Raw genomic sequence first — 17,218 nt, forward strand, 5'->3', positions numbered from 1 at the left:
GACACGAATCGTCCGACGCTGGCGGCCTTGCCTTGATCAATATTCTCGCCCTTTCCGGCAGCCAGCGGGCTGCCTCTACCAACACTGCGCTTGTTGTCGCCCTGGCGCGCAATGCGCCACCGGGATGCCATGTCAGCGTCTATGACGGGCTTGGCCACCTGCCGATTTTCAATCCCGATGACGAGGGTGAACGCACACCGCAGGAGGTGACGGCGCTCATCGCTGCCGTTACGCGAGCCGACGGAGTGATCGTCTCTTGTCCTGAATACGCCCATGGGGTGCCGGGCGGACTGAAGAATGCGCTGGACTGGCTGGTTTCACGTGACGCCGTCGTCGGCAAGCCGGCGATGCAGGTTCATGCCTCGCCGCGGTCGCAATTTGCCCGCGCTGCCCTTGCCGAGATCATGAAAACAATGTCCTTCGACTTTTTTGACGGGCAAGACCTGACCATTACGCTGCTCGGCAAGAGACCGCAGGAGATGGACGAGATCCTTGCTGACGCGACTAGCATTGCATTGATGCGGGACAGGTTGGCGGCGTTTTCCAGTTTTGTTTGCACTCGTTAACTCGTTATGCGCGCCGTGCATTGCTGCGTTGCAGCATCTTATTTTGCAGCGCAACGGTTCCTATGTCATGTTCGGATCGATCAGGGAGGTCGGTTCAAGCCGCATCGGGCGGCAGACGAAAGGAACGCAAGATGTTGTTCGACAACCTTCTGACCCGCGCGCGCCAGAGCGCCGCCAAGCGCAAGCAGTACAAGCGCCTCGTTGCCGAAATCGACGGCTTCTCGAGCCGCGACCTGGCCGATATGCGCGCCGACCGCAGCGAGATGCTGTTCCAGGCCTACAAGCAGGTCTACGGCTGATTCCTAGCCAGAAATGTCCGGCCGGCTTTTGACCGGCCGTTGCGACAAGGCGCCAGGGGCTCCCTCAAGGGATGCCGCAAGCGCCTTTTTCGTTTCCAGCATCGTGGGCCCCGCGGTGGCCTCAGTGCACCGGCATCGTCGCAGTCGCGCGGCCATGCGACCGCTTCAGCCAGTAGCCGAAGATCGCTGCGGTGATGAAGGCGATCAGCCCGTAGATCGCTGCCGGAACCGCCATTGTCGCGTTGTTGAGCAGCAGCGGGCTCAGCGCGATGGCGATTGCCAGCGTGCCGTTGTGGATGCCGATCTCCATGCCGATCGCGGTGGCCTGCCGTTTTTCGACGCCGGCGGCGCGGGGCACGAAATAGCCGACGCCAAGGCTGACGAGGTTGAAGGCAAGGGCCGCCAGGCCGACGATCGGTCCCCAGGCCTTGAGTGTTTCCCATTCCTGCACGAGCGCCACGGCAACCACGGCGAACAGGAACAGCATCGAGAAGATCTTCACCGGCCGCGCCATGCGTTCGGCGAAATCAGGGAAGCGGCTGCGCAGCCACATGCCGATCAGCACGGGGCCGAGCACGATGACGAACACCTGCATCACCTTGGCGAATTGCAGCGGGATGGCCTGGTCGCCCGACATGAAATGCATCAGCGACCAGTTGACGATCAGCGGCAGCGTCACGATCGACAGCGCCGAATTGATCGCCGTCAGCGTGATGTTGAGCGCCACGTCGCCGTCGGCCAGGTGGCTGTAGAGATTGGCAGATGTGCCGCCTGGGCTTGCCGCCAGGAGCATCATGCCGACAGCCAGCGCCGGTTCGAGGCCGAAGACGTAGACCAGCCCGAGACATGCCAGCGGCAGGATCACGGTCTGGCAGAGCAGCGCCACGATCACCGCCTTGGGCTTTTGCAGGACGTTTCGGAAGTCTTCGACCGTTAGCGACAGGCCGAGGCCGAGCATGATGACGCCGAGCGCCAGCGGCAGAAAAATGATGAGCGCGGAACTGTCTTGCATTGACGTCTCCCACAACAGCCGCCTGTCGCGCCGTCACGACGCGCCTCTCCCCAGCGGTTGTATGAAAACGTAGTGCAAAACCAGATGATTCGCACGTGGTGCGCGAAGCTGCCCCTGTCAGGCCTAGTGCTGACCTGTCGAGCCTATTGCGCCGCCAGCGCTTTCTCGATCTCGGGCATCAGCGTCGCATTCACCGCCTCCGGCGACAGCGGTCCGACATGCTTGAATGCAACCTTGCCGTCCTTGCCCAGAAGGAAGGTCTCCGGCACGCCATAGACACCCCAGTCGATCGCCGTGCGGCCGTTCTGGTCGACGCCGATCGCCTTGTAGGGGCTGCCGAGGTCGCCGAGAAAACGACGGGCATTCTCGGGCTTGTCCTTGTAGTTCAAGCCGGCGATGGAAAAGCGCTGGTCCTTCGACAGTTCGAGCAGCACCGGGTGTTCCTCGCGGCATGGCGCGCACCACGACGCCCAGACATTGACCAGCGTGACCTTGCCGGCGAAGTCGGCTGAGTTCAGCCCGGGAACCTGCATGCCTTCGAGCGGCGGCAGGTCTGTCTCTGGCGCCATCTGGCCGATCAGCGCCGAGGGCACCGCGGTGAGGTCGCGGCCGGACAGCAGCTGCGCCAGAAACAGGCCGGCGAGGCCCATGAAAATCAGCAGCGGCAGCAGAACCATAAGCCTGCGAGGCCGCGCCGTCGGCTTCTGGCTGTCGGTGCTCATGCCTTGGCCTTGTCCGAGCGACGGCGATGGCCGGCGGCCTCAAGTTCGGCCATCTCGCGCTTGCGCGCGCGCTGGTCGGCAAGAATCCACAGCACCAGTCCGGCGATGGCAATCGCCGAAACGGCATATGCCGCGGTGACATAGAGGGCATGCGCGCTCATCGGGCACCCTGGCAAGACGTGGTCATGTCGCTGTTTCCGAGCATGTCATTCACTTAGCGGCGAGGCTGCCGCTGCGCAATCGGACGCCGCGCCGCACCGTTGCGGTTGAAGGAAACGTGATCAGTCGGTGCCCGAGCGAAGCGCAACCGCCGCCGCCAGCGGACCGATGACCGCCAGAAACAAGGTGAGCGCGCAGAGAATCAGGAATGGCGGCCTGAACGGGTCGGGGTCGTTGACCGCACCATAACTTGCTGTCACGCCGAAGATCAGCACCGGGATGACCAGCGGCAGCACCAGCACCGAGATCAGCAGCCCGCCCCGCGGCAGGGCGACGGTGACGGCGGCACCCGTCGCGCCGATGAAGACGATGGCCGGCGTGCCGACGAGCAAGGTGAGTGCCGCGGCCCCGATGCCGATGAGCTCCATGTTCATGAACAGGCCAAGCAGGGGGGCTGCGATGACCAGAGGCAACACGCTTGCCGTCCAGTGCGCCAGGCATTTGACCAGCACCGTCAGCGCCAGCATGTGGCGGTCGGCATTGAGCACCAGAAGATCGAGCGAGCCGTCCTCGCGGTCGGCCTGGAACAGCCGGTCGAGGCCGAGCAGGCTGGCCAGCAGCGCGCCGATCCAGAGAATTGCCGGGCCGATGCGGGCAAGCAGGTTGAGATCGGGCCCGACGCCGAAGGGGATGGTGACGATGACGGCGAGGAAAAACAGCACGCCCGTCAAGGCGCCACCGCCGGCGCGGACGCCCATGCGTAGGTCGCGAAGGTAGAGGGCTAGCATGGGAGCTGCCTTCCGTCGATCACCTCGGAGAGGTGGCGTTCTTTGCCACCCCCCTCTGTCCTGCCGGACATCTCCCCCGCAAGGGGGGAGATCACGCAGTGGGCTGGCCATTGCCAATCGCCGATGTTGCAGAAGGGGCGTCGGGGTCGAAGCCGCCAATCTCCCCCCTTGCGGGGGGGATGGCCGGCAGGCCAGAGGAGGGTGGGAAGAAGAGCAGCGTTTTCAGACATGCACCCGCCCCATCTCCAGCGCCTTCACCCCCTCCAGCCCAAGCGGCAGATGGGTCGCGGCGACGACGATTCCGCCCGCCGCGCAATGATCCCGCATCAGCCCTGCCAAGCGCGCGTCGGACGCCTTGTCGAGACCTGCAGTCGGCTCGTCGAGCAGCCAAACCGGGCGGTGGCTAATGAGCAGCTTGGCGATCGCGGCACGGCGCTTCTGGCCGGTGGAGAGGTAACCGAAGGGCAGGTGGCCGAGGCCGCCGAGGCCGACATCGTCCAGGGCGTCAGCAATGCCCAGCTTTCCACCGCCCGCAAAGCTCTGCCAGAATTCGAGATTCTCGCGAACCGTCAATGCGGCCTTCATTGCGTTCTGATGACCGAGATAGTGGCAGGCTGCGGCAACGGTCGGAAACTCCTCGCCGCCGCCCTCGATGCCGATTCGTCCCGATGCATGCGGCAAAAGCCCGGCGATGACGCGCAGCAGGGTCGACTTGCCCGAACCGTTGGGGCCGGTGACGATCAGCGCCTCGCCGTTCTCCAGCGTGAAGCCGATGTCTTCGAAAACCGGCTCGCCACCCCGTTCACCGCTGAGATTTTCGGCGATCAGCCGCATTCTTCCCCCGTCGCCGAAACCATCTCGCTGCCGCTTTGCGTCGCAGCAAAATAGGCGAATCTCCGTCTAGAACTATTCCAATAAATTCTCTATATGCCACTCGACCATGCCAGCGGTCGGCATGGAAACAGAATTTGCGCCGAACCAGCGCACGCGCCGCCTTGAACGGCTCGGGTTGCTTGGGACCGGACAGCGGAAATGGCCGTACCCGCACCTTTGCGCGTGATTGCATGCCCATCGGAGTCCGTTCCCTTTCAGGCTGAACAGACAAGGATGGATCGCACGTGTCCAAATCACTCGACAGTTTCAATTGCCGCCGCACGCTCACTGCTGCAGGCACGGACTATGTCTATTACAGCCTCATCGAGGCCGAAAAGAACGGCCTGACCGGCATCTCGCAGCTGCCCTATTCGATGAAGGTGCTGCTGGAAAACCTGCTGCGCAACGAAGACGGCCGCACCGTCACCAAGGACGCCATCCAGGCGGTTGCCGGCTGGCTTGTCGACAAGGGCACCGCCGGCGTCGAGATCGCCTACCGCCCGGCCCGCGTGCTGATGCAGGACTTCACCGGCGTTCCGGCCGTCGTCGACCTTGCCGCCATGCGTGACGGTATCAAGACCCTGGGCGGCGACCCTGAGAAGATCAACCCGCTGGTTCCGGTCGACCTCGTCATCGACCACTCGGTCATCGTCGACGAATTCGGCACCCCGCTGGCCTTTGCCCGCAATGTCGAGCTCGAATATGAGCGCAATGAAGAGCGCTACAAGTTCCTGAAGTGGGGCCAGCAGGCGTTCCGCAACTTCCGCGTCGTGCCGCCCGGCACCGGCATCTGCCACCAGGTCAACCTCGAATATCTCGCCCAGACGGTCTGGACCAACACCGAGGATGGCGTGACAACCGCCTATCCCGACACCTGCGTCGGCACCGATTCGCACACCACCATGGTCAACGGCCTGGGCGTGCTGGGCTGGGGCGTCGGCGGCATCGAGGCTGAGGCCGCGATGCTCGGCCAGCCGGTCTCGATGCTTCTGCCCGAGGTCATCGGCTTCCGCCTGACCGGCAAGCTCAAGGAAGGCGTCACCGCCACCGACCTGGTGCTGACCGTCACCCAGATGCTGCGCAAGAAGGGCGTCGTCGGCAAGTTCGTGGAGTTCTTCGGCCCCGGTCTCAGCAACATGACGCTGGCCGACCGTGCCACCATCGGCAACATGGCGCCGGAATATGGCGCGACCTGCGGCTTCTTCCCGGTCGATTCCGAGACCATTCGCTATCTCAACATGTCGGGCCGCGCCGAAAACCGCATTGCGCTGGTCGAGGAGTTCTCCAAGGCGCAGGGCATGTGGCGCGACGCTTCGTCGGCCGATCCTGTCTTCACCGACCTGCTCGAGCTCGACATGGCGTCAGTCGTTCCATCGATGGCCGGCCCGAAGCGTCCCGAAGGCCGCATCCCGCTCGAAGGCATCGCCTCGGGCTTCGCGACCGCGCTCGAAGCCGAGTACAAGAAGACCGTCGACACCGCCAAGCGTTATGCGGTCGAGGGTGAAAAGTTCGACCTCGGCCATGGCGACGTGGTGATCGCTGCGATCACCTCCTGCACCAACACCTCGAACCCGAGCGTGCTGATCGGCGCCGGCCTTCTGGCCCGCAATGCCAACCGCATCGGCCTCAAGCAGAAGCCGTGGGTGAAGACCTCGCTGGCTCCCGGTTCGCAGGTGGTTGCCGAGTATCTCGAGAAGTCGGGCCTGCAGAAGGAGCTCGACCAGATCGGCTTCAACCTCGTCGGCTTCGGCTGCACGACCTGCATCGGCAACTCCGGCCCGCTGCCGGCGCCGATCTCCAAGACCATCAACGACAAGGGCCTGATCGGTGCGGCCGTGCTCTCGGGCAACCGCAACTTCGAAGGCCGCGTGTCGCCCGACGTGCAGGCCAACTATCTGGCCTCGCCGCCGTTGGTGGTCGCTTACGCGCTCGCCGGCACTGTGACCCTGGACCTGACCTCCGAGCCGATCGGCGAGGACCGTGACGGTAAGCCGGTGTTCCTGAAGGACATCTGGCCGACCAATGTCGAGATCGAGCAGTTCATCGCCGAGAACGTCACCCGCGAGCTGTTTGCCCGCAAATATGCCGACGTCTTCAAGGGCGACGAGAACTGGCAGAACGTCAAGGCGCCGGAAGGCCAGACCTACGCCTGGGACGACAAGTCGACTTATGTGCAGAACCCGCCCTACTTCGTCGGCATGGGGTCGAAGCCCGGTCAGATCGGCAAGATCGAGGGCGCACGTGTGCTCGGCCTGTTCGGTGACAAGATCACCACCGACCACATCTCGCCGGCCGGTTCGATCAAGGCGGCTTCGCCCGCCGGCAAGTACCTGACCGACAACGGCGTCGGCGTTGCCGACTTCAACCAGTACGGCACGCGTCGTGGCAACCACGAAGTGATGATGCGCGGCACGTTTGCCAACATCCGCATCCGCAACCACATGCTGGGCGAGAACGGTCGCGAGGGTGGCTACACCTTCCACTATCCGTCCAAAGAAGAGATGCCGATCTACGATGCCGCCATGCAGTATCGTAGCGAAGGTACGCCGCTGGTGATTTTCGCCGGCGTCGAGTACGGCAACGGCTCATCGCGTGACTGGGCTGCCAAGGGCACCAACCTGCTCGGCGTTCGCGCCGTCATCGCCCAGTCGTTCGAGCGTATCCACCGCTCGAACCTAGTCGGCATGGGCGTGATCCCGTTCACCTTCGAGGAAGGCACATCGTGGAAGACACTTGGCCTCAAGGGTGACGAGCAGGTGACGATCGACGGCCTCGAGACGATCAAGCCGCGCCAGAAGATGGTGGCCAAGATCACCTTCGCCGACGGTTCGGTGAAGGACGTTCCGATCCTCTGCCGCATCGATACCCTTGATGAACTCGACTACTTCAAGAACGGCGGCATCCTGCAGTACGTTCTGCGCGACCTCGCCGCGTAAGTTTTCGCAGCGATTCATGTGAAACACACCGCCGGGGCGAAAGCTCCGGCGGTTTTGTTTTGGGCGGCGATAGCTTGTCCCTTACGGGAAAAGGGGCGCGCGTTTGTCATCCCGGCTCTTGCGATCGTACTTTGGGAAGCCAACCTTGAGTGTCGTGATCCGTCGCCCCCCCCCTGGCCTGCCGGCCATCTCCCCCACAAGGAGGGAGATCACGCCTTCATCGGCGCCTCGCCCAAACGGTCGACATAGCAAGGCTTACTCTTGCTACGTTGCAGGGTGAGCGCCGCCGGTGACGAGACCAACCTCCCTCCTTGCGGGGGAGATGGCCGGCAGGCCAGAGGGGGGTGCGAAGGAATGAGACGCTGGGGGGAAGCGCCAACAAGCGGCCACAGTGACGCGCTATCGATGCGTCAGTCCTTATCCATTTTTCATGACGTTGATCACCCCGACCCCCGCCGAAATACGCCATCTGCCGTATTGTCCCGACTGCTGCCGCCGGGGCATCTCCTTGGCCTGAAGGACCGCGCCAGCCGGGGTCCGCGATTGCAGGGGAGCAGGTTTGATGAGGTTGACGATGCTTGGGGCGGCCTGGCTGCTTGCCTTGTATAGCGGTGCGGCGGTGGCCGCGGATGCGTCGGCGCAGCCTGCCGGCGGCTTTGTCTGGACTGGCGGTTATGTCGGCGTGCAGGCCGGTCATCTCTGGGGCACCGGGCGGACGACGTCTGAATCCGGCTGGAGTTCCGAGCCCGATATCGATGGCTGGCTCGGCGGCATCTATGCCGGCTACAATCATCAGCTGGCGAACCAGATCGTCATCGGTGTCGAAGCCGACCTCGCCGTCAGCAAGGCCGATGGTTTCGGGGATGCCTATCTCTGGGGCGTCCCGTTTCCGCCGCCCGCGATCGGCGACGTGTATGAGCTCAACTGGTCTGGCGCGGCGCGCTTGAAGGTCGGTTATGCGATTGACCGGTTGCTGCCTTATGTTGCAGGCGGCGTCGCCTTCGCGGATGTCAAAGTCCATGCCACCGACGACGGCTTCCGGATCAGCCCGATCGTTGGCGACAGGATGGTCGGCTGGACTGTCGGTGCCGGCGTCGAATACGCCTTCACCGACGATCTCATCGGTCGCGTGGAGTATCGCTATACGGACTTCGGCAGTTTCGAGCTGTCGCCGATCGCGACGGCCGAAGTTAAGACGCACGATGTGCGGATCGGTGTCGCTTACAAGTTCTGACGCGGTTGTATATCCAAGCCCCGGTTGCGCGCCGGGGCTTTTTTGTTTGCGGATTGATTGGAATGCCGCGCCGTTGAGAAGTTCTTCACGCCAGGAAGCAGGCGTCGCGCGTGTTGACGGGCTTTGTTGCAACTTTCGGATCTCGCGATCCTTCGCACCCCCCTCTGGCCTGCCGGCCATCTCCCCCGAGATCACGCCGTCATTTGCCCCGCAGCCAGTCGCCAAAGTCGCAAGCACGATCCTTGCTACACCACAGGACTAGGGCCGCGGGCGGAGCGACTAATCTCCCTCCTTGTGGGGGAGATGGCCGGCAGGCCAGAGGGGGCTGGGAAGAAATGAGACGATGCCGAAAGTGGGAATAACCCGCAAAACGAGCCGGAATGGTGAGATTGCTGCGCCTGAGCTGTATCGACGATCCAGCCTACCTTGGACCCTCCCCAAGATCGTAGAGATACATGACAAAGTTCTCCACCGGCTCGGCCGGTTCCTTGCGCCCATCGTAGAGGGCGCGGGCGGGGAGGTTGTCGGGCTCGGTGCCGAGCCAGGCTTCGGCGCAGCCCGCCTCGCGACCGGCGGCGAAGAGGGCGTCCATCAAAAGGTTGGCAATGCCGCGGCGTTGCCAGGCCGGCGAGACGCCGACTTCGTCGACATAGAGTTCCGACGGCTTGTCGACGTGGTGGTGGATCATGCCGGCTGCCTGCGCCACAACCTGGCCATCATCGAGGGCGACGAAGAGCAGATGGCCGGGGGAGGCGAGACAGGCCTTCAGGCGGAGCGGGTCGACCGGCTCGTCGAAGACGTCTGCGGCGACGGTGTCGAGCAGGCGTTCGTCGCCGGGACCCAGTCTGCGGATCTCGATGGGAGGCATCGTTCTCTTCACCATTTCTTCGTAAAGTCGTCACAAAACTTTGACGTTTACGTAAATCCCGTTGTTTCTAACCGATTGAAAAAGTTGAGGTCAAAATAATCGGTTGAATTTTTTTGGCCATGGAGCTATTGCGAGCCGCTATTTCTGGCTGCATTTCCGCGGCCTCTCTGGCCCAAACCTACTCCACCCCGCCGCCACGGCGTCGTTACAGGCAAAGGGAAATTCCTTCATGGCACGCAACAAGATAGCCCTCATCGGCTCCGGCATGATTGGCGGCACGCTCGCCCATATGGTTGGCCTCAAGGACCTCGGCGACGTGGTCATGTTCGATATTGCCGAAGGCATCCCGCAGGGTAAAGGTCTCGATATCGCGCAATCCTCGACGGTCGACGGCTTCGACTCGCGCTACACCGGCGTCAACGACTATGCCGGCATCGAGGGTGCCGACGTCTGCATCGTCACCGCCGGCGTGCCGCGCAAGCCCGGCATGAGCCGCGACGACCTGCTCGGCATCAACCTCAAGGTCATGGAACAGGTCGGCGCCGGCATCAAGAAGTATGCCCCGAAGGCCTTCGTCATCTGCATCACCAACCCGCTCGACGCCATGGTGTGGGCGTTGCAGAAGTTCTCGGGCCTGCCGAAGAGCCATGTCGTCGGCATGGCCGGCGTGCTCGACTCGGCGCGTTTCCGCTACTTCCTGTCGGAAGAGTTCAAGGTTTCGGTCGAAGACGTCTCGGCGATGACGCTGGGCGGCCACGGCGACGACATGGTGCCGATGGTGCGCTATTCGACCGTTGCCGGCATTCCGCTGCCGGACCTGGTCAAGATGGGCTGGACCAGCCAGGACAAGCTCGACGCCATCGTCGAGCGCACCCGCAAGGGCGGCGGCGAGATCGTCGGCCTGCTCAAGACCGGCTCGGCCTATTATGCGCCGGCCTCGTCGGCGATCCAGATGGCCGAAGCCTATCTCAAGGACAAGAAGCGCGTGCTGCCCTGCGCGACGCACCTGTCGGGCCAGTATGGCGTCAAGGACATGTATGTCGGCGTTCCCGTGGTGATCGGCGCCGGTGGCGTCGAGCGCATCATCGAGCTCGACTTCAACAAGGCCGAGCAGAAGATGTTCGAGAAGTCGGTCGAAGCGGTGAAGGGTCTGTGCGAGGCCTGCGTCGCCATCGCGCCGAACCTCGCCAAGAAGTAAGGGACAACGGGCATGAACATCCACGAGTATCAGGGCAAGCAATTGCTCAAGGGTTTCGGTGCTCCCGTCGCTGACGGCGTGCCGGTGTTCAAGATCGAGGAAGCCGAAGCTGCCGCCAAGGCGCTGCCGGGCCCGCTCTATGTGGTGAAGAGCCAGATCCACGCCGGCGGCCGCGGCAAGGGCAAGTTCAAGGAACTGCCGGCTGATGCCAAGGGCGGCGTGCGCCTCGCCAAGTCGGTCGAGGAAGTCGTCGCGTTTGCCAAGGAAATGCTCGGCAACACGCTGGTGACCAAGCAGACCGGCCCGGCCGGCAAGCAGGTCAACCGCCTCTACATCGAGGACGGCGCCGACATCGACCGCGAGTTGTATCTGTCGATCCTCGTCGACCGTTCGGTCGGCCGCATCGCCTTCGTCGTTTCGACCGAGGGCGGCATGGACATCGAGGCCGTCGCCCATGACACGCCGGAGAAGATCATCACCGTTGCGATCGACCCGGAAAAGGGCGTGACCGCTGACGACCTCAAGGCGCTGAATTCGGCGCTGAAGCTTTCGGGCGAGGCCGCCAAGGACGGCGAGAGCCTGTTCCCGATCCTCTACAAGGCGTTTGTCGAGAAGGACATGAGCCTGCTCGAGGTCAATCCGCTGATCGTCATGAAGAACGGCCGCCTGCGCGTGCTCGACGCCAAGGTGTCGTTCGACAACAATGCGCTGTTCCGCCATGCCGACGTGCTCGAGCTCCGCGACACCACCGAAGAGGACGCCAAGGAGATCGAGGCGTCGAAATACGACCTCGCTTATGTCGCGCTCGACGGCAACATCGGCTGCATGGTCAACGGCGCCGGCCTGGCCATGGCGACGATGGACATCATCAAGCTCTATGGCGCGGAGCCCGCCAACTTCCTCGACGTCGGCGGCGGCGCCTCCAAGGAGAAGGTGACGGCGGCGTTCAAGATCATCACCGCCGACCCGGCTGTCGAAGGCATCCTGGTCAACATCTTCGGCGGCATCATGAAGTGCGACGTCATTGCCGAGGGCGTCATCGCCGCGGTCAAGGAAGTCGGCCTCAAGGTTCCGCTGGTGGTGCGCCTCGAAGGCACCAATGTCGATCTGGGCAAGAAGATCATCAACGAGAGCGGGCTGAACGTCATCTCGGCCGACGACCTCGACGACGCGGCGAAGAAGATCGTCGCTGCGGTGAAGGGAAACTGAGCCAATGTCCATTCTCATCGACAAGAACACCAAGATCCTGGTGCAGGGCCTGACCGGCAACACCGGTTCGTTCCACACCGAGCAGGCGCTGGCCTATCATGGCACCAAGATGGTCGGCGGCATCCACCCCAAGAAGGGCGGCGAGAAGTGGGACGGCTCCGTGCCGCTGCCGATCTTCTCGACGGTTGCCGAAGGCAAGGAAAAGACCGGCGCCAATGCGTCCGTGGTCTATGTCCCGCCGGCAGGTGCTGCGGCTGCGATCATCGAGGCGATCGACGCCGAGATCCCGCTGATCGTCTGCATCACCGAAGGCATCCCGGTTACCGACATGATCAAGGTCAAGGCGCGCCTCGACCGCTCCAAGTCGCGCCTGATCGGCCCGAACTGCCCCGGCATCGTGACGCCGGACGAATGCAAGATCGGCATCATGCCGGGCAACATCTTCCGCAAGGGTTCGGTCGGCGTTGTCTCGCGCTCGGGAACGCTTACCTATGAAGCTGTGTTCCAGACCACCAATGCCGGTCTCGGCCAGTCGACGGCAGTCGGCATCGGCGGCGACCCGGTCAAGGGCACGGAATTCATCGACATGCTCGAGATGTTCCTGGCCGATGACGAGACCAAGTCGATCATCATGATCGGCGAAATCGGCGGCTCGGCCGAAGAGGACGCAGCGCAGTTCCTCATCGATGAAGCCAAGCGCGGCCGCAAGAAGCCGATGGCCGGCTTCATCGCCGGACGCACCGCACCGGAAGGCCGCACCATGGGCCATGCGGGTGCTGTGATCTCCGGCGGCAAGGGCGGCGCGGAAGACAAGATCGCGGCAATGGAGGCAGCGGGCATCCGCGTGTCGCCGTCGCCGGCACGTCTCGGCACCACACTGGTCGAGGCGATCAAGGGCTAAGGCCAAGTGAATAGGGGAGTAGGGCAGTAAGGCAGTAGGGAATTCCAGATCATTGACCTACTGCCTACTGCCCTACTCCCTTCAAAACAGGAGAGGAGCCAGAGGCTCCGCAGGACAAAGATGGCACGATCCGATCAGGCCAACGACCAATTTTCCCTCACTTCGTTCCTCTATGGCGGCAATGCCGATTACATCGAGGCGCTGCACGCCGCCTATCTCGACGACCCTGAAGCGGTCGACCAGGAGTGGCGCGACTTCTTCGGCGCGCTGAAGGACGACGCCGGCGACATCCGCAAGAACGCCAAGGGCGCTTCGTGGTCGACGCCGAGCTGGCCGCTGCAGGCCAATGGCGAACTGGTGTCCGCGCTCGACGGCAATTGGGGCATGGTCGAGAAGCTGATCGAGAAGAAGGTCAAGGACAAGGCGGTCGCTACAACCGGCGCCGAGCCGTCCAAGGCCGACGTGCTGCAGGCGACGCGCGATTCCGTCCGCGCCATCATGATGATCCGCGCCTACCGCATGCGCGGCCATTTGCATGCCAATCTCGACCCGCTCGGCATCGCCAAGCCGCTTGAGGACTACAACGAGCTGTCGCCTGAGGCCTATGGCTTCACCGCCGCCGACTACGACCGGCCGATCTTCATCGACCATGTGCTGGGCCTCGAATACGCGACCATCCGCGAGATGCTCGAGATCCTGAAGCGCACCTATTGCTCGACGCTCGGCGTCGAGTTCATGCATATCTCCGACCCCGAGGAAAAGGCCTGGATCCAGGCCCGTATCGAAGGTCCGGACAAGGCGATCGAGTTCACGCCCGAGGGCAAGAAGGCGATCCTGTCGAAGCTGATCGAGGCCGAGGGCTTCGAGCAGTTCATCGACGTCAAGTACAAGGGCACCAAGCGCTTCGGCCTCGACGGCGGCGAGTCGCTGATCCCGGCGCTGGAGCAGATCGTCAAGCGCGGCGGTTCGCTCGGCCTGAAGGAAGTCGTGCTCGGCATGGCCCATCGCGGACGCCTCAACGTTCTGACCAACGTCATGGCCAAGCCGCATCGCGCGGTGTTCCACGAGTTCAAGGGCGGCTCCTACGCGCCTGACGACGTCGAGGGTTCGGGCGACGTGAAGTACCACCTTGGTGCCTCGTCGGACCGCGAGTTCGACGGCAACAAGGTCCACCTGTCCTTGACCGCCAACCCCTCGCATCTCGAGATCGTCGATCCGGTCGTGATGGGCAAGGCACGCGCCAAGCAGGACCAGCTTTTTGGCCGCGCCCGCGGCGAGATCGTGCCGCAGGAAGAGCGCGCCAAGGTGATGCCGCTCTTGCTGCACGGCGATGCTGCGTTCGCCGGCCAGGGCGTGATCGCCGAAATCCTCGGCCTGTCGGGCCTGCGCGGCCATCGCGTTGCCGGCACGCTGCATTTCATCATCAACAACCAGATCGGCTTCACGACGAACCCGCGCTTCTCGCGCTCGTCGCCCTATCCGTCCGACGTTGCCAAGATGATCGAAGCGCCGATCTTCCACGTCAATGGCGACGATCCGGAAGCGGTGGTGTTCGCGGCCAAGGTCGCGACCGAATTCCGCATGAAGTTCCACAAGCCGGTCGTCGTGGACATGTTCTGCTACCGCCGCTTCGGCCACAACGAAGGCGACGAGCCTGCCTTCACGCAGCCGATCATGTACCGCAACATTCGCACCCATAAGACCACGGTGCAGACCTATGCCGACAAGCTGATGGCCGAAGGCCTGATGAACCAGGCCGAGGTCGACAAGATGCGCGCCGACTGGCGCGGCTTCCTCGAAGCCGAGTTCGAGGCGGGCCAGGCCTACAAGCCGAACAAGGCCGACTGGCTTGATGGCGCGTGGTCGGGCATGCGCACGGCCGACAACCAGGACGAACAGCGCCGCGGCAAGACCGCGGTGCCGGTCAAGACGCTGAAGGAAATCGGCAAGAAGCTGACCGAGGTGCCGAAGGACTTCGAAGTCCACCGCACCATCGGCCGCTTCCTCGAAAACCGCCGCCAGGCGATCGAATCGGGCGAAGGCATCGACTGGGCAACGGCGGAATCGCTGGCGTTCGGCTCGATCCTGCTCGACGGCAATCCGATCCGCCTGTCGGGCCAGGATTCCGAGCGCGGCACGTTCTCGCAGCGCCACACCGTGCTCTACGATCAGCGTGACGAAAACCGCTACATCCCGCTCAACAATTTGTCGGCGGCGCAGGCCGGTTACGAGGTCATCAACTCGATGCTCTCGGAAGAAGCCGTGCTTGGCTTCGAATATGGCTACTCGCTCGCCGAGCCCAAGGCGCTGACGCTGTGGGAAGCACAGTTCGGCGACTTCGCCAACGGCGCCCAGGTGGTGTTCGACCAGTTCATCTCGTCTGGCGAACGCAAGTGGCTGCGCATGTCGGGTCTCGTCTGCCTCTTGCCGCACGGCTATGAAGGCCAGGGCCCCGAGCACTCGTCGGCGCGCCTCGAGCGCTTCCTGCAGCTCTGCGCCGAAGACAACATGCAGGTGGCCAATGTCACCACGCCGGCCAACTACTTCCACATCCTGCGCCGGCAGCTGAAGCGCGACTTCCGCAAGCCGCTGATCCTGATGACGCCGAAGTCGCTGCTGCGCCACAAGCGTGCCGTGTCGTCGCTGTCGGAGATCTCGGGCGAGAGCTCGTTCCACCGTCTCTTGTGGGACGACGCCCAGTATCTCGGCGATCAGCCGATCAAGCTGGTCAAGGACTCGAAGATCCGCCGCGTCGTGCTGTGCACCGGCAAGGTCTATTACGACCTCTACGAGGAGCGCGAGAAGCGCGGCATCGACGACATCTATTTGTTGCGCGTCGAGCAGCTCTATCCGTTCCCGGCCAAGGCGCTGATCACCGAGCTCAGCCGCTTCCGCAACGCCGAAATGGTGTGGTGCCAGGAAGAGCCCAAGAACATGGGCGCGTGGTCGTTCATCGACCCGTATCTGGAATGGGTGCTCGCCCATATCGACGCCAAGCACCAGCGCGTGCGCTACACCGGCCGTCCGGCTGCCGCCTCCCCGGCGACGGGCCTGATGTCCAAGCACCTGGCGCAGCTCCAGGCATTCCTCGACGACGCCCTCGGCGAATAAACAAAGAACGGACAGGCAAAAAAATGGCTACCGAAATCCGTGTCCCTACCCTCGGTGAATCCGTTTCCGAGGCAACCATCGGCAAGTGGTTCAAGAAGGCCGGCGACGTGATCGCCGCCGATGAGCCTTTGGTCGAGCTCGAGACCGACAAGGTCACCATCGAAGTGCCGGCGCCGGCCGCCGGCGTGCTGGTCGAGCTGACCGTCAAGGAAGGCGAAACCGTCGGCGTCGGCGCGCTGCTCGGCACCATCGGTGCCGGCGATGGCGCCGTGGCAGCAGCCAAGCCCGCAGCTGTCGCCCAGGCGTCGGCGCCGAACGCGGCATCGACTGTCAAGGAAGCCGTCGCGCAGACCGCATCGGTTGCCGGCTCGCCGCCGATCGAAGAGCGCAAGATGCCGCCGGCACCGGCTGCTGCCAAGATTCTGGCCGAGACCAACCTGTCGGTCGACCAGGTCGCCGGCTCCGGCAAGCGCGGCCAGGTGCTGAAGGGTGACGTGCTTGAAGCCATTGCCAAGGGCGTTTCGGCGCCCGCCGCGGCACCGGCCGCTGCCGCCGCACCGGTTGCGGCACGCGTTCCCTCGTCAACCGAAGACGCTCCGCGCGAAGAGCGCGTGCGCATGACCAAGCTGCGCCAGACGATCGCGCGCCGCCTCAAGGAAGCGCAGTCGACGGCTGCCATGCTGACCACCTTCAACGAGGTCGACATGAGCGCGGTGATGGCGCTGCGCACCAAGTACAAGGACATCTTCGAGAAGAAGCATGGCGTGAAGCTCGGCTTCATGGGCTTCTTCACCAAGGCGGTGACCCATGCGCTGAAGGAAATCCCGGCCGTCAACGCCGAGATCGACGGCACCGATATCATTTACAAGAACTTCGCCCATGTCGGCGTTGCCGTCGGCACCGAAAAGGGCCTGGTGGTTCCGGTGGTGCGCGATGCCGACCAGATGTCGATCGCCGAGATCGAGAAGGAAATCGGTCGCCTCGGTCTCGCCGCGCGCGATGGCAAGCTGTCGGTCGCCGACATGCAGGGCGGCACCTTCACCATCTCCAACGGCGGCGTCTACGGCTCGCTGATGTCGACGCCGATCCTGAACGCACCGCAGTCGGGCATCCTCGGCATGCACAAGATCCAGGACCGTCCGGTCGTTGTCGGCGGCCAGATCGTCATCCGCCCGATGATGTATCTTGCACTGTCCTACGATCACCGCATCGTCGACGGCAAGGAAGCCGTGACCTTCCTGGTCCGCGTCAAGGACAGTCTGGAAGATCCGGAGCGTCTGGTTCTCGACCTCTGATCGAAAAAGGCTTCAAGGGGCTCGGCTGACCGGGCCCCTTTGCTTTC

15 protein-coding genes are annotated in these 17,218 nt (G+C 63.5%); 9 read left to right on the forward strand and 6 right to left on the reverse strand.

Annotated elements, in window-relative coordinates; translation table 11 throughout:
• Positions 1 to 32: 32 nt before the first annotated feature.
• Entirely contained in the window at positions 33 to 566 is a 534-nt protein-coding gene (locus N7E70_RS04555; RefSeq protein WP_263005653.1) for an NADPH-dependent FMN reductase, read from the forward strand.
• Positions 567 to 697: 131 nt separating this feature from the next.
• A complete protein-coding gene (locus N7E70_RS04560) occupies positions 698 to 865 on the forward strand; it encodes a hypothetical protein (RefSeq protein WP_154386754.1) in 168 nt (55 codons plus the stop codon).
• Positions 866 to 986: 121 nt separating this feature from the next.
• On the opposite strand, the gene N7E70_RS04565 is transcribed toward N7E70_RS04560, so the two are convergent.
• From N7E70_RS04565 to ccmA, 5 genes are all read right to left on the reverse strand, one after another.
• Entirely contained in the window at positions 987 to 1,877 is an 891-nt protein-coding gene (locus tag N7E70_RS04565; protein WP_263005654.1) for a bile acid:sodium symporter family protein, read from the reverse strand.
• A 143-nt stretch (positions 1,878 to 2,020) separates the two neighbouring features.
• Positions 2,021 to 2,599 carry a DsbE family thiol:disulfide interchange protein gene (locus tag N7E70_RS04570; protein ID WP_263005655.1) on the reverse strand — a complete coding sequence of 193 codons (579 nt, stop codon included), beginning with the start codon at positions 2,597 to 2,599 and terminating at the stop codon, positions 2,021 to 2,023.
• Positions 2,596 to 2,760 (reverse strand): heme exporter protein CcmD, encoded by a 165-nt coding sequence (gene ccmD, locus N7E70_RS04575; RefSeq protein ID WP_263005656.1) that lies wholly within the window; start codon positions 2,758 to 2,760, stop codon positions 2,596 to 2,598. The genes N7E70_RS04570 and ccmD overlap by 4 nt, the downstream gene beginning before the upstream one ends.
• Positions 2,761 to 2,880: 120 nt before the next feature.
• Positions 2,881 to 3,546, reverse strand: coding sequence for a heme exporter protein CcmB (gene ccmB / locus N7E70_RS04580; RefSeq protein ID WP_263005657.1), 666 nt, complete (start codon positions 3,544 to 3,546; stop codon positions 2,881 to 2,883).
• A gap of 222 nt (positions 3,547 to 3,768) precedes the next feature.
• Positions 3,769 to 4,380 (reverse strand): heme ABC exporter ATP-binding protein CcmA, encoded by a 612-nt coding sequence (gene ccmA / locus N7E70_RS04585; RefSeq protein ID WP_263005658.1) that lies wholly within the window; start codon positions 4,378 to 4,380, stop codon positions 3,769 to 3,771.
• Between the two features lie 284 nt (positions 4,381 to 4,664).
• On the opposite strand from ccmA, the gene acnA reads away from it, so the two are divergent.
• A complete protein-coding gene (acnA, locus tag N7E70_RS04590) occupies positions 4,665 to 7,355 on the forward strand; it encodes an aconitate hydratase AcnA (RefSeq protein ID WP_192313118.1) in 2,691 nt (896 codons plus the stop codon).
• A 562-nt stretch (positions 7,356 to 7,917) separates the two neighbouring features.
• On the forward strand, positions 7,918 to 8,589 hold the full coding sequence (locus tag N7E70_RS04595; RefSeq protein WP_263005659.1) for an outer membrane protein: 672 nt from the start codon (positions 7,918 to 7,920) through the stop codon (positions 8,587 to 8,589).
• 421 nt (positions 8,590 to 9,010) lie between these two features.
• Here N7E70_RS04595 and N7E70_RS04600 read toward each other — a convergent pair whose 3' ends face one another.
• Positions 9,011 to 9,457 carry a GNAT family N-acetyltransferase gene (locus N7E70_RS04600; RefSeq protein ID WP_263005660.1) on the reverse strand — a complete coding sequence of 149 codons (447 nt, stop codon included), beginning with the start codon at positions 9,455 to 9,457 and terminating at the stop codon, positions 9,011 to 9,013.
• A 229-nt stretch (positions 9,458 to 9,686) separates the two neighbouring features.
• Between N7E70_RS04600 and mdh the strand changes: the two genes are divergently transcribed.
• From mdh to odhB, 5 genes are all read left to right on the forward strand, one after another.
• Positions 9,687 to 10,655, forward strand: a complete 969-nt coding sequence (gene mdh, locus N7E70_RS04605; protein ID WP_115730173.1) for a malate dehydrogenase — start codon at positions 9,687 to 9,689, stop codon at positions 10,653 to 10,655.
• Between the two features lie 12 nt (positions 10,656 to 10,667).
• A complete protein-coding gene (gene sucC, locus N7E70_RS04610; RefSeq protein ID WP_263005661.1) occupies positions 10,668 to 11,864 on the forward strand; it encodes an ADP-forming succinate--CoA ligase subunit beta in 1,197 nt (398 codons plus the stop codon).
• 4 nt (positions 11,865 to 11,868) lie between these two features.
• Positions 11,869 to 12,765, forward strand: coding sequence for a succinate--CoA ligase subunit alpha (sucD, locus tag N7E70_RS04615; protein WP_115730175.1), 897 nt, complete (start codon positions 11,869 to 11,871; stop codon positions 12,763 to 12,765).
• 120 nt (positions 12,766 to 12,885) lie between these two features.
• Complete coding sequence (locus N7E70_RS04620; protein WP_067956080.1) at positions 12,886 to 15,876, forward strand: 2-oxoglutarate dehydrogenase E1 component; 2,991 nt, start codon at positions 12,886 to 12,888, stop codon at positions 15,874 to 15,876.
• A gap of 23 nt (positions 15,877 to 15,899) precedes the next feature.
• On the forward strand, positions 15,900 to 17,171 hold the full coding sequence (gene odhB, locus N7E70_RS04625; protein WP_263005662.1) for a 2-oxoglutarate dehydrogenase complex dihydrolipoyllysine-residue succinyltransferase: 1,272 nt from the start codon (positions 15,900 to 15,902) through the stop codon (positions 17,169 to 17,171).
• Positions 17,172 to 17,218: the final 47 nt, after the last annotated feature.

The sequence above is a fragment of the Aminobacter sp. NyZ550 genome (assembly GCF_025628925.2).
In the GTDB taxonomy this organism is placed as follows: Bacteria; Pseudomonadota; Alphaproteobacteria; order Rhizobiales; family Rhizobiaceae; genus Aminobacter; species Aminobacter ciceronei.

Coding starts and splice junctions, on each gene's coding strand:
- N7E70_RS04560 (WP_154386754.1), top strand. CDS start 698: ATGTTGTTCGACAACCTTCTGACCCGCGCGCGCCAGAGCGCCGCCAAG.
- N7E70_RS04565 (WP_263005654.1), bottom strand. CDS start 1,877: ATGCAAGACAGTTCCGCGCTCATCATTTTTCTGCCGCTGGCGCTCGGC.
- N7E70_RS04570 (WP_263005655.1), bottom strand. CDS start 2,599: ATGAGCACCGACAGCCAGAAGCCGACGGCGCGGCCTCGCAGGCTTATG.
- ccmD (WP_263005656.1), bottom strand. CDS start 2,760: ATGAGCGCGCATGCCCTCTATGTCACCGCGGCATATGCCGTTTCGGCG.
- ccmB (WP_263005657.1), bottom strand. CDS start 3,546: ATGCTAGCCCTCTACCTTCGCGACCTACGCATGGGCGTCCGCGCCGGC.
- ccmA (WP_263005658.1), bottom strand. CDS start 4,380: ATGCGGCTGATCGCCGAAAATCTCAGCGGTGAACGGGGTGGCGAGCCG.
- N7E70_RS04595 (WP_263005659.1), top strand. CDS start 7,918: ATGAGGTTGACGATGCTTGGGGCGGCCTGGCTGCTTGCCTTGTATAGC.
- N7E70_RS04600 (WP_263005660.1), bottom strand. CDS start 9,457: ATGCCTCCCATCGAGATCCGCAGACTGGGTCCCGGCGACGAACGCCTG.
- mdh (WP_115730173.1), top strand. CDS start 9,687: ATGGCACGCAACAAGATAGCCCTCATCGGCTCCGGCATGATTGGCGGC.
- sucC (WP_263005661.1), top strand. CDS start 10,668: ATGAACATCCACGAGTATCAGGGCAAGCAATTGCTCAAGGGTTTCGGT.
- sucD (WP_115730175.1), top strand. CDS start 11,869: ATGTCCATTCTCATCGACAAGAACACCAAGATCCTGGTGCAGGGCCTG.
- N7E70_RS04620 (WP_067956080.1), top strand. CDS start 12,886: ATGGCACGATCCGATCAGGCCAACGACCAATTTTCCCTCACTTCGTTC.
- odhB (WP_263005662.1), top strand. CDS start 15,900: ATGGCTACCGAAATCCGTGTCCCTACCCTCGGTGAATCCGTTTCCGAG.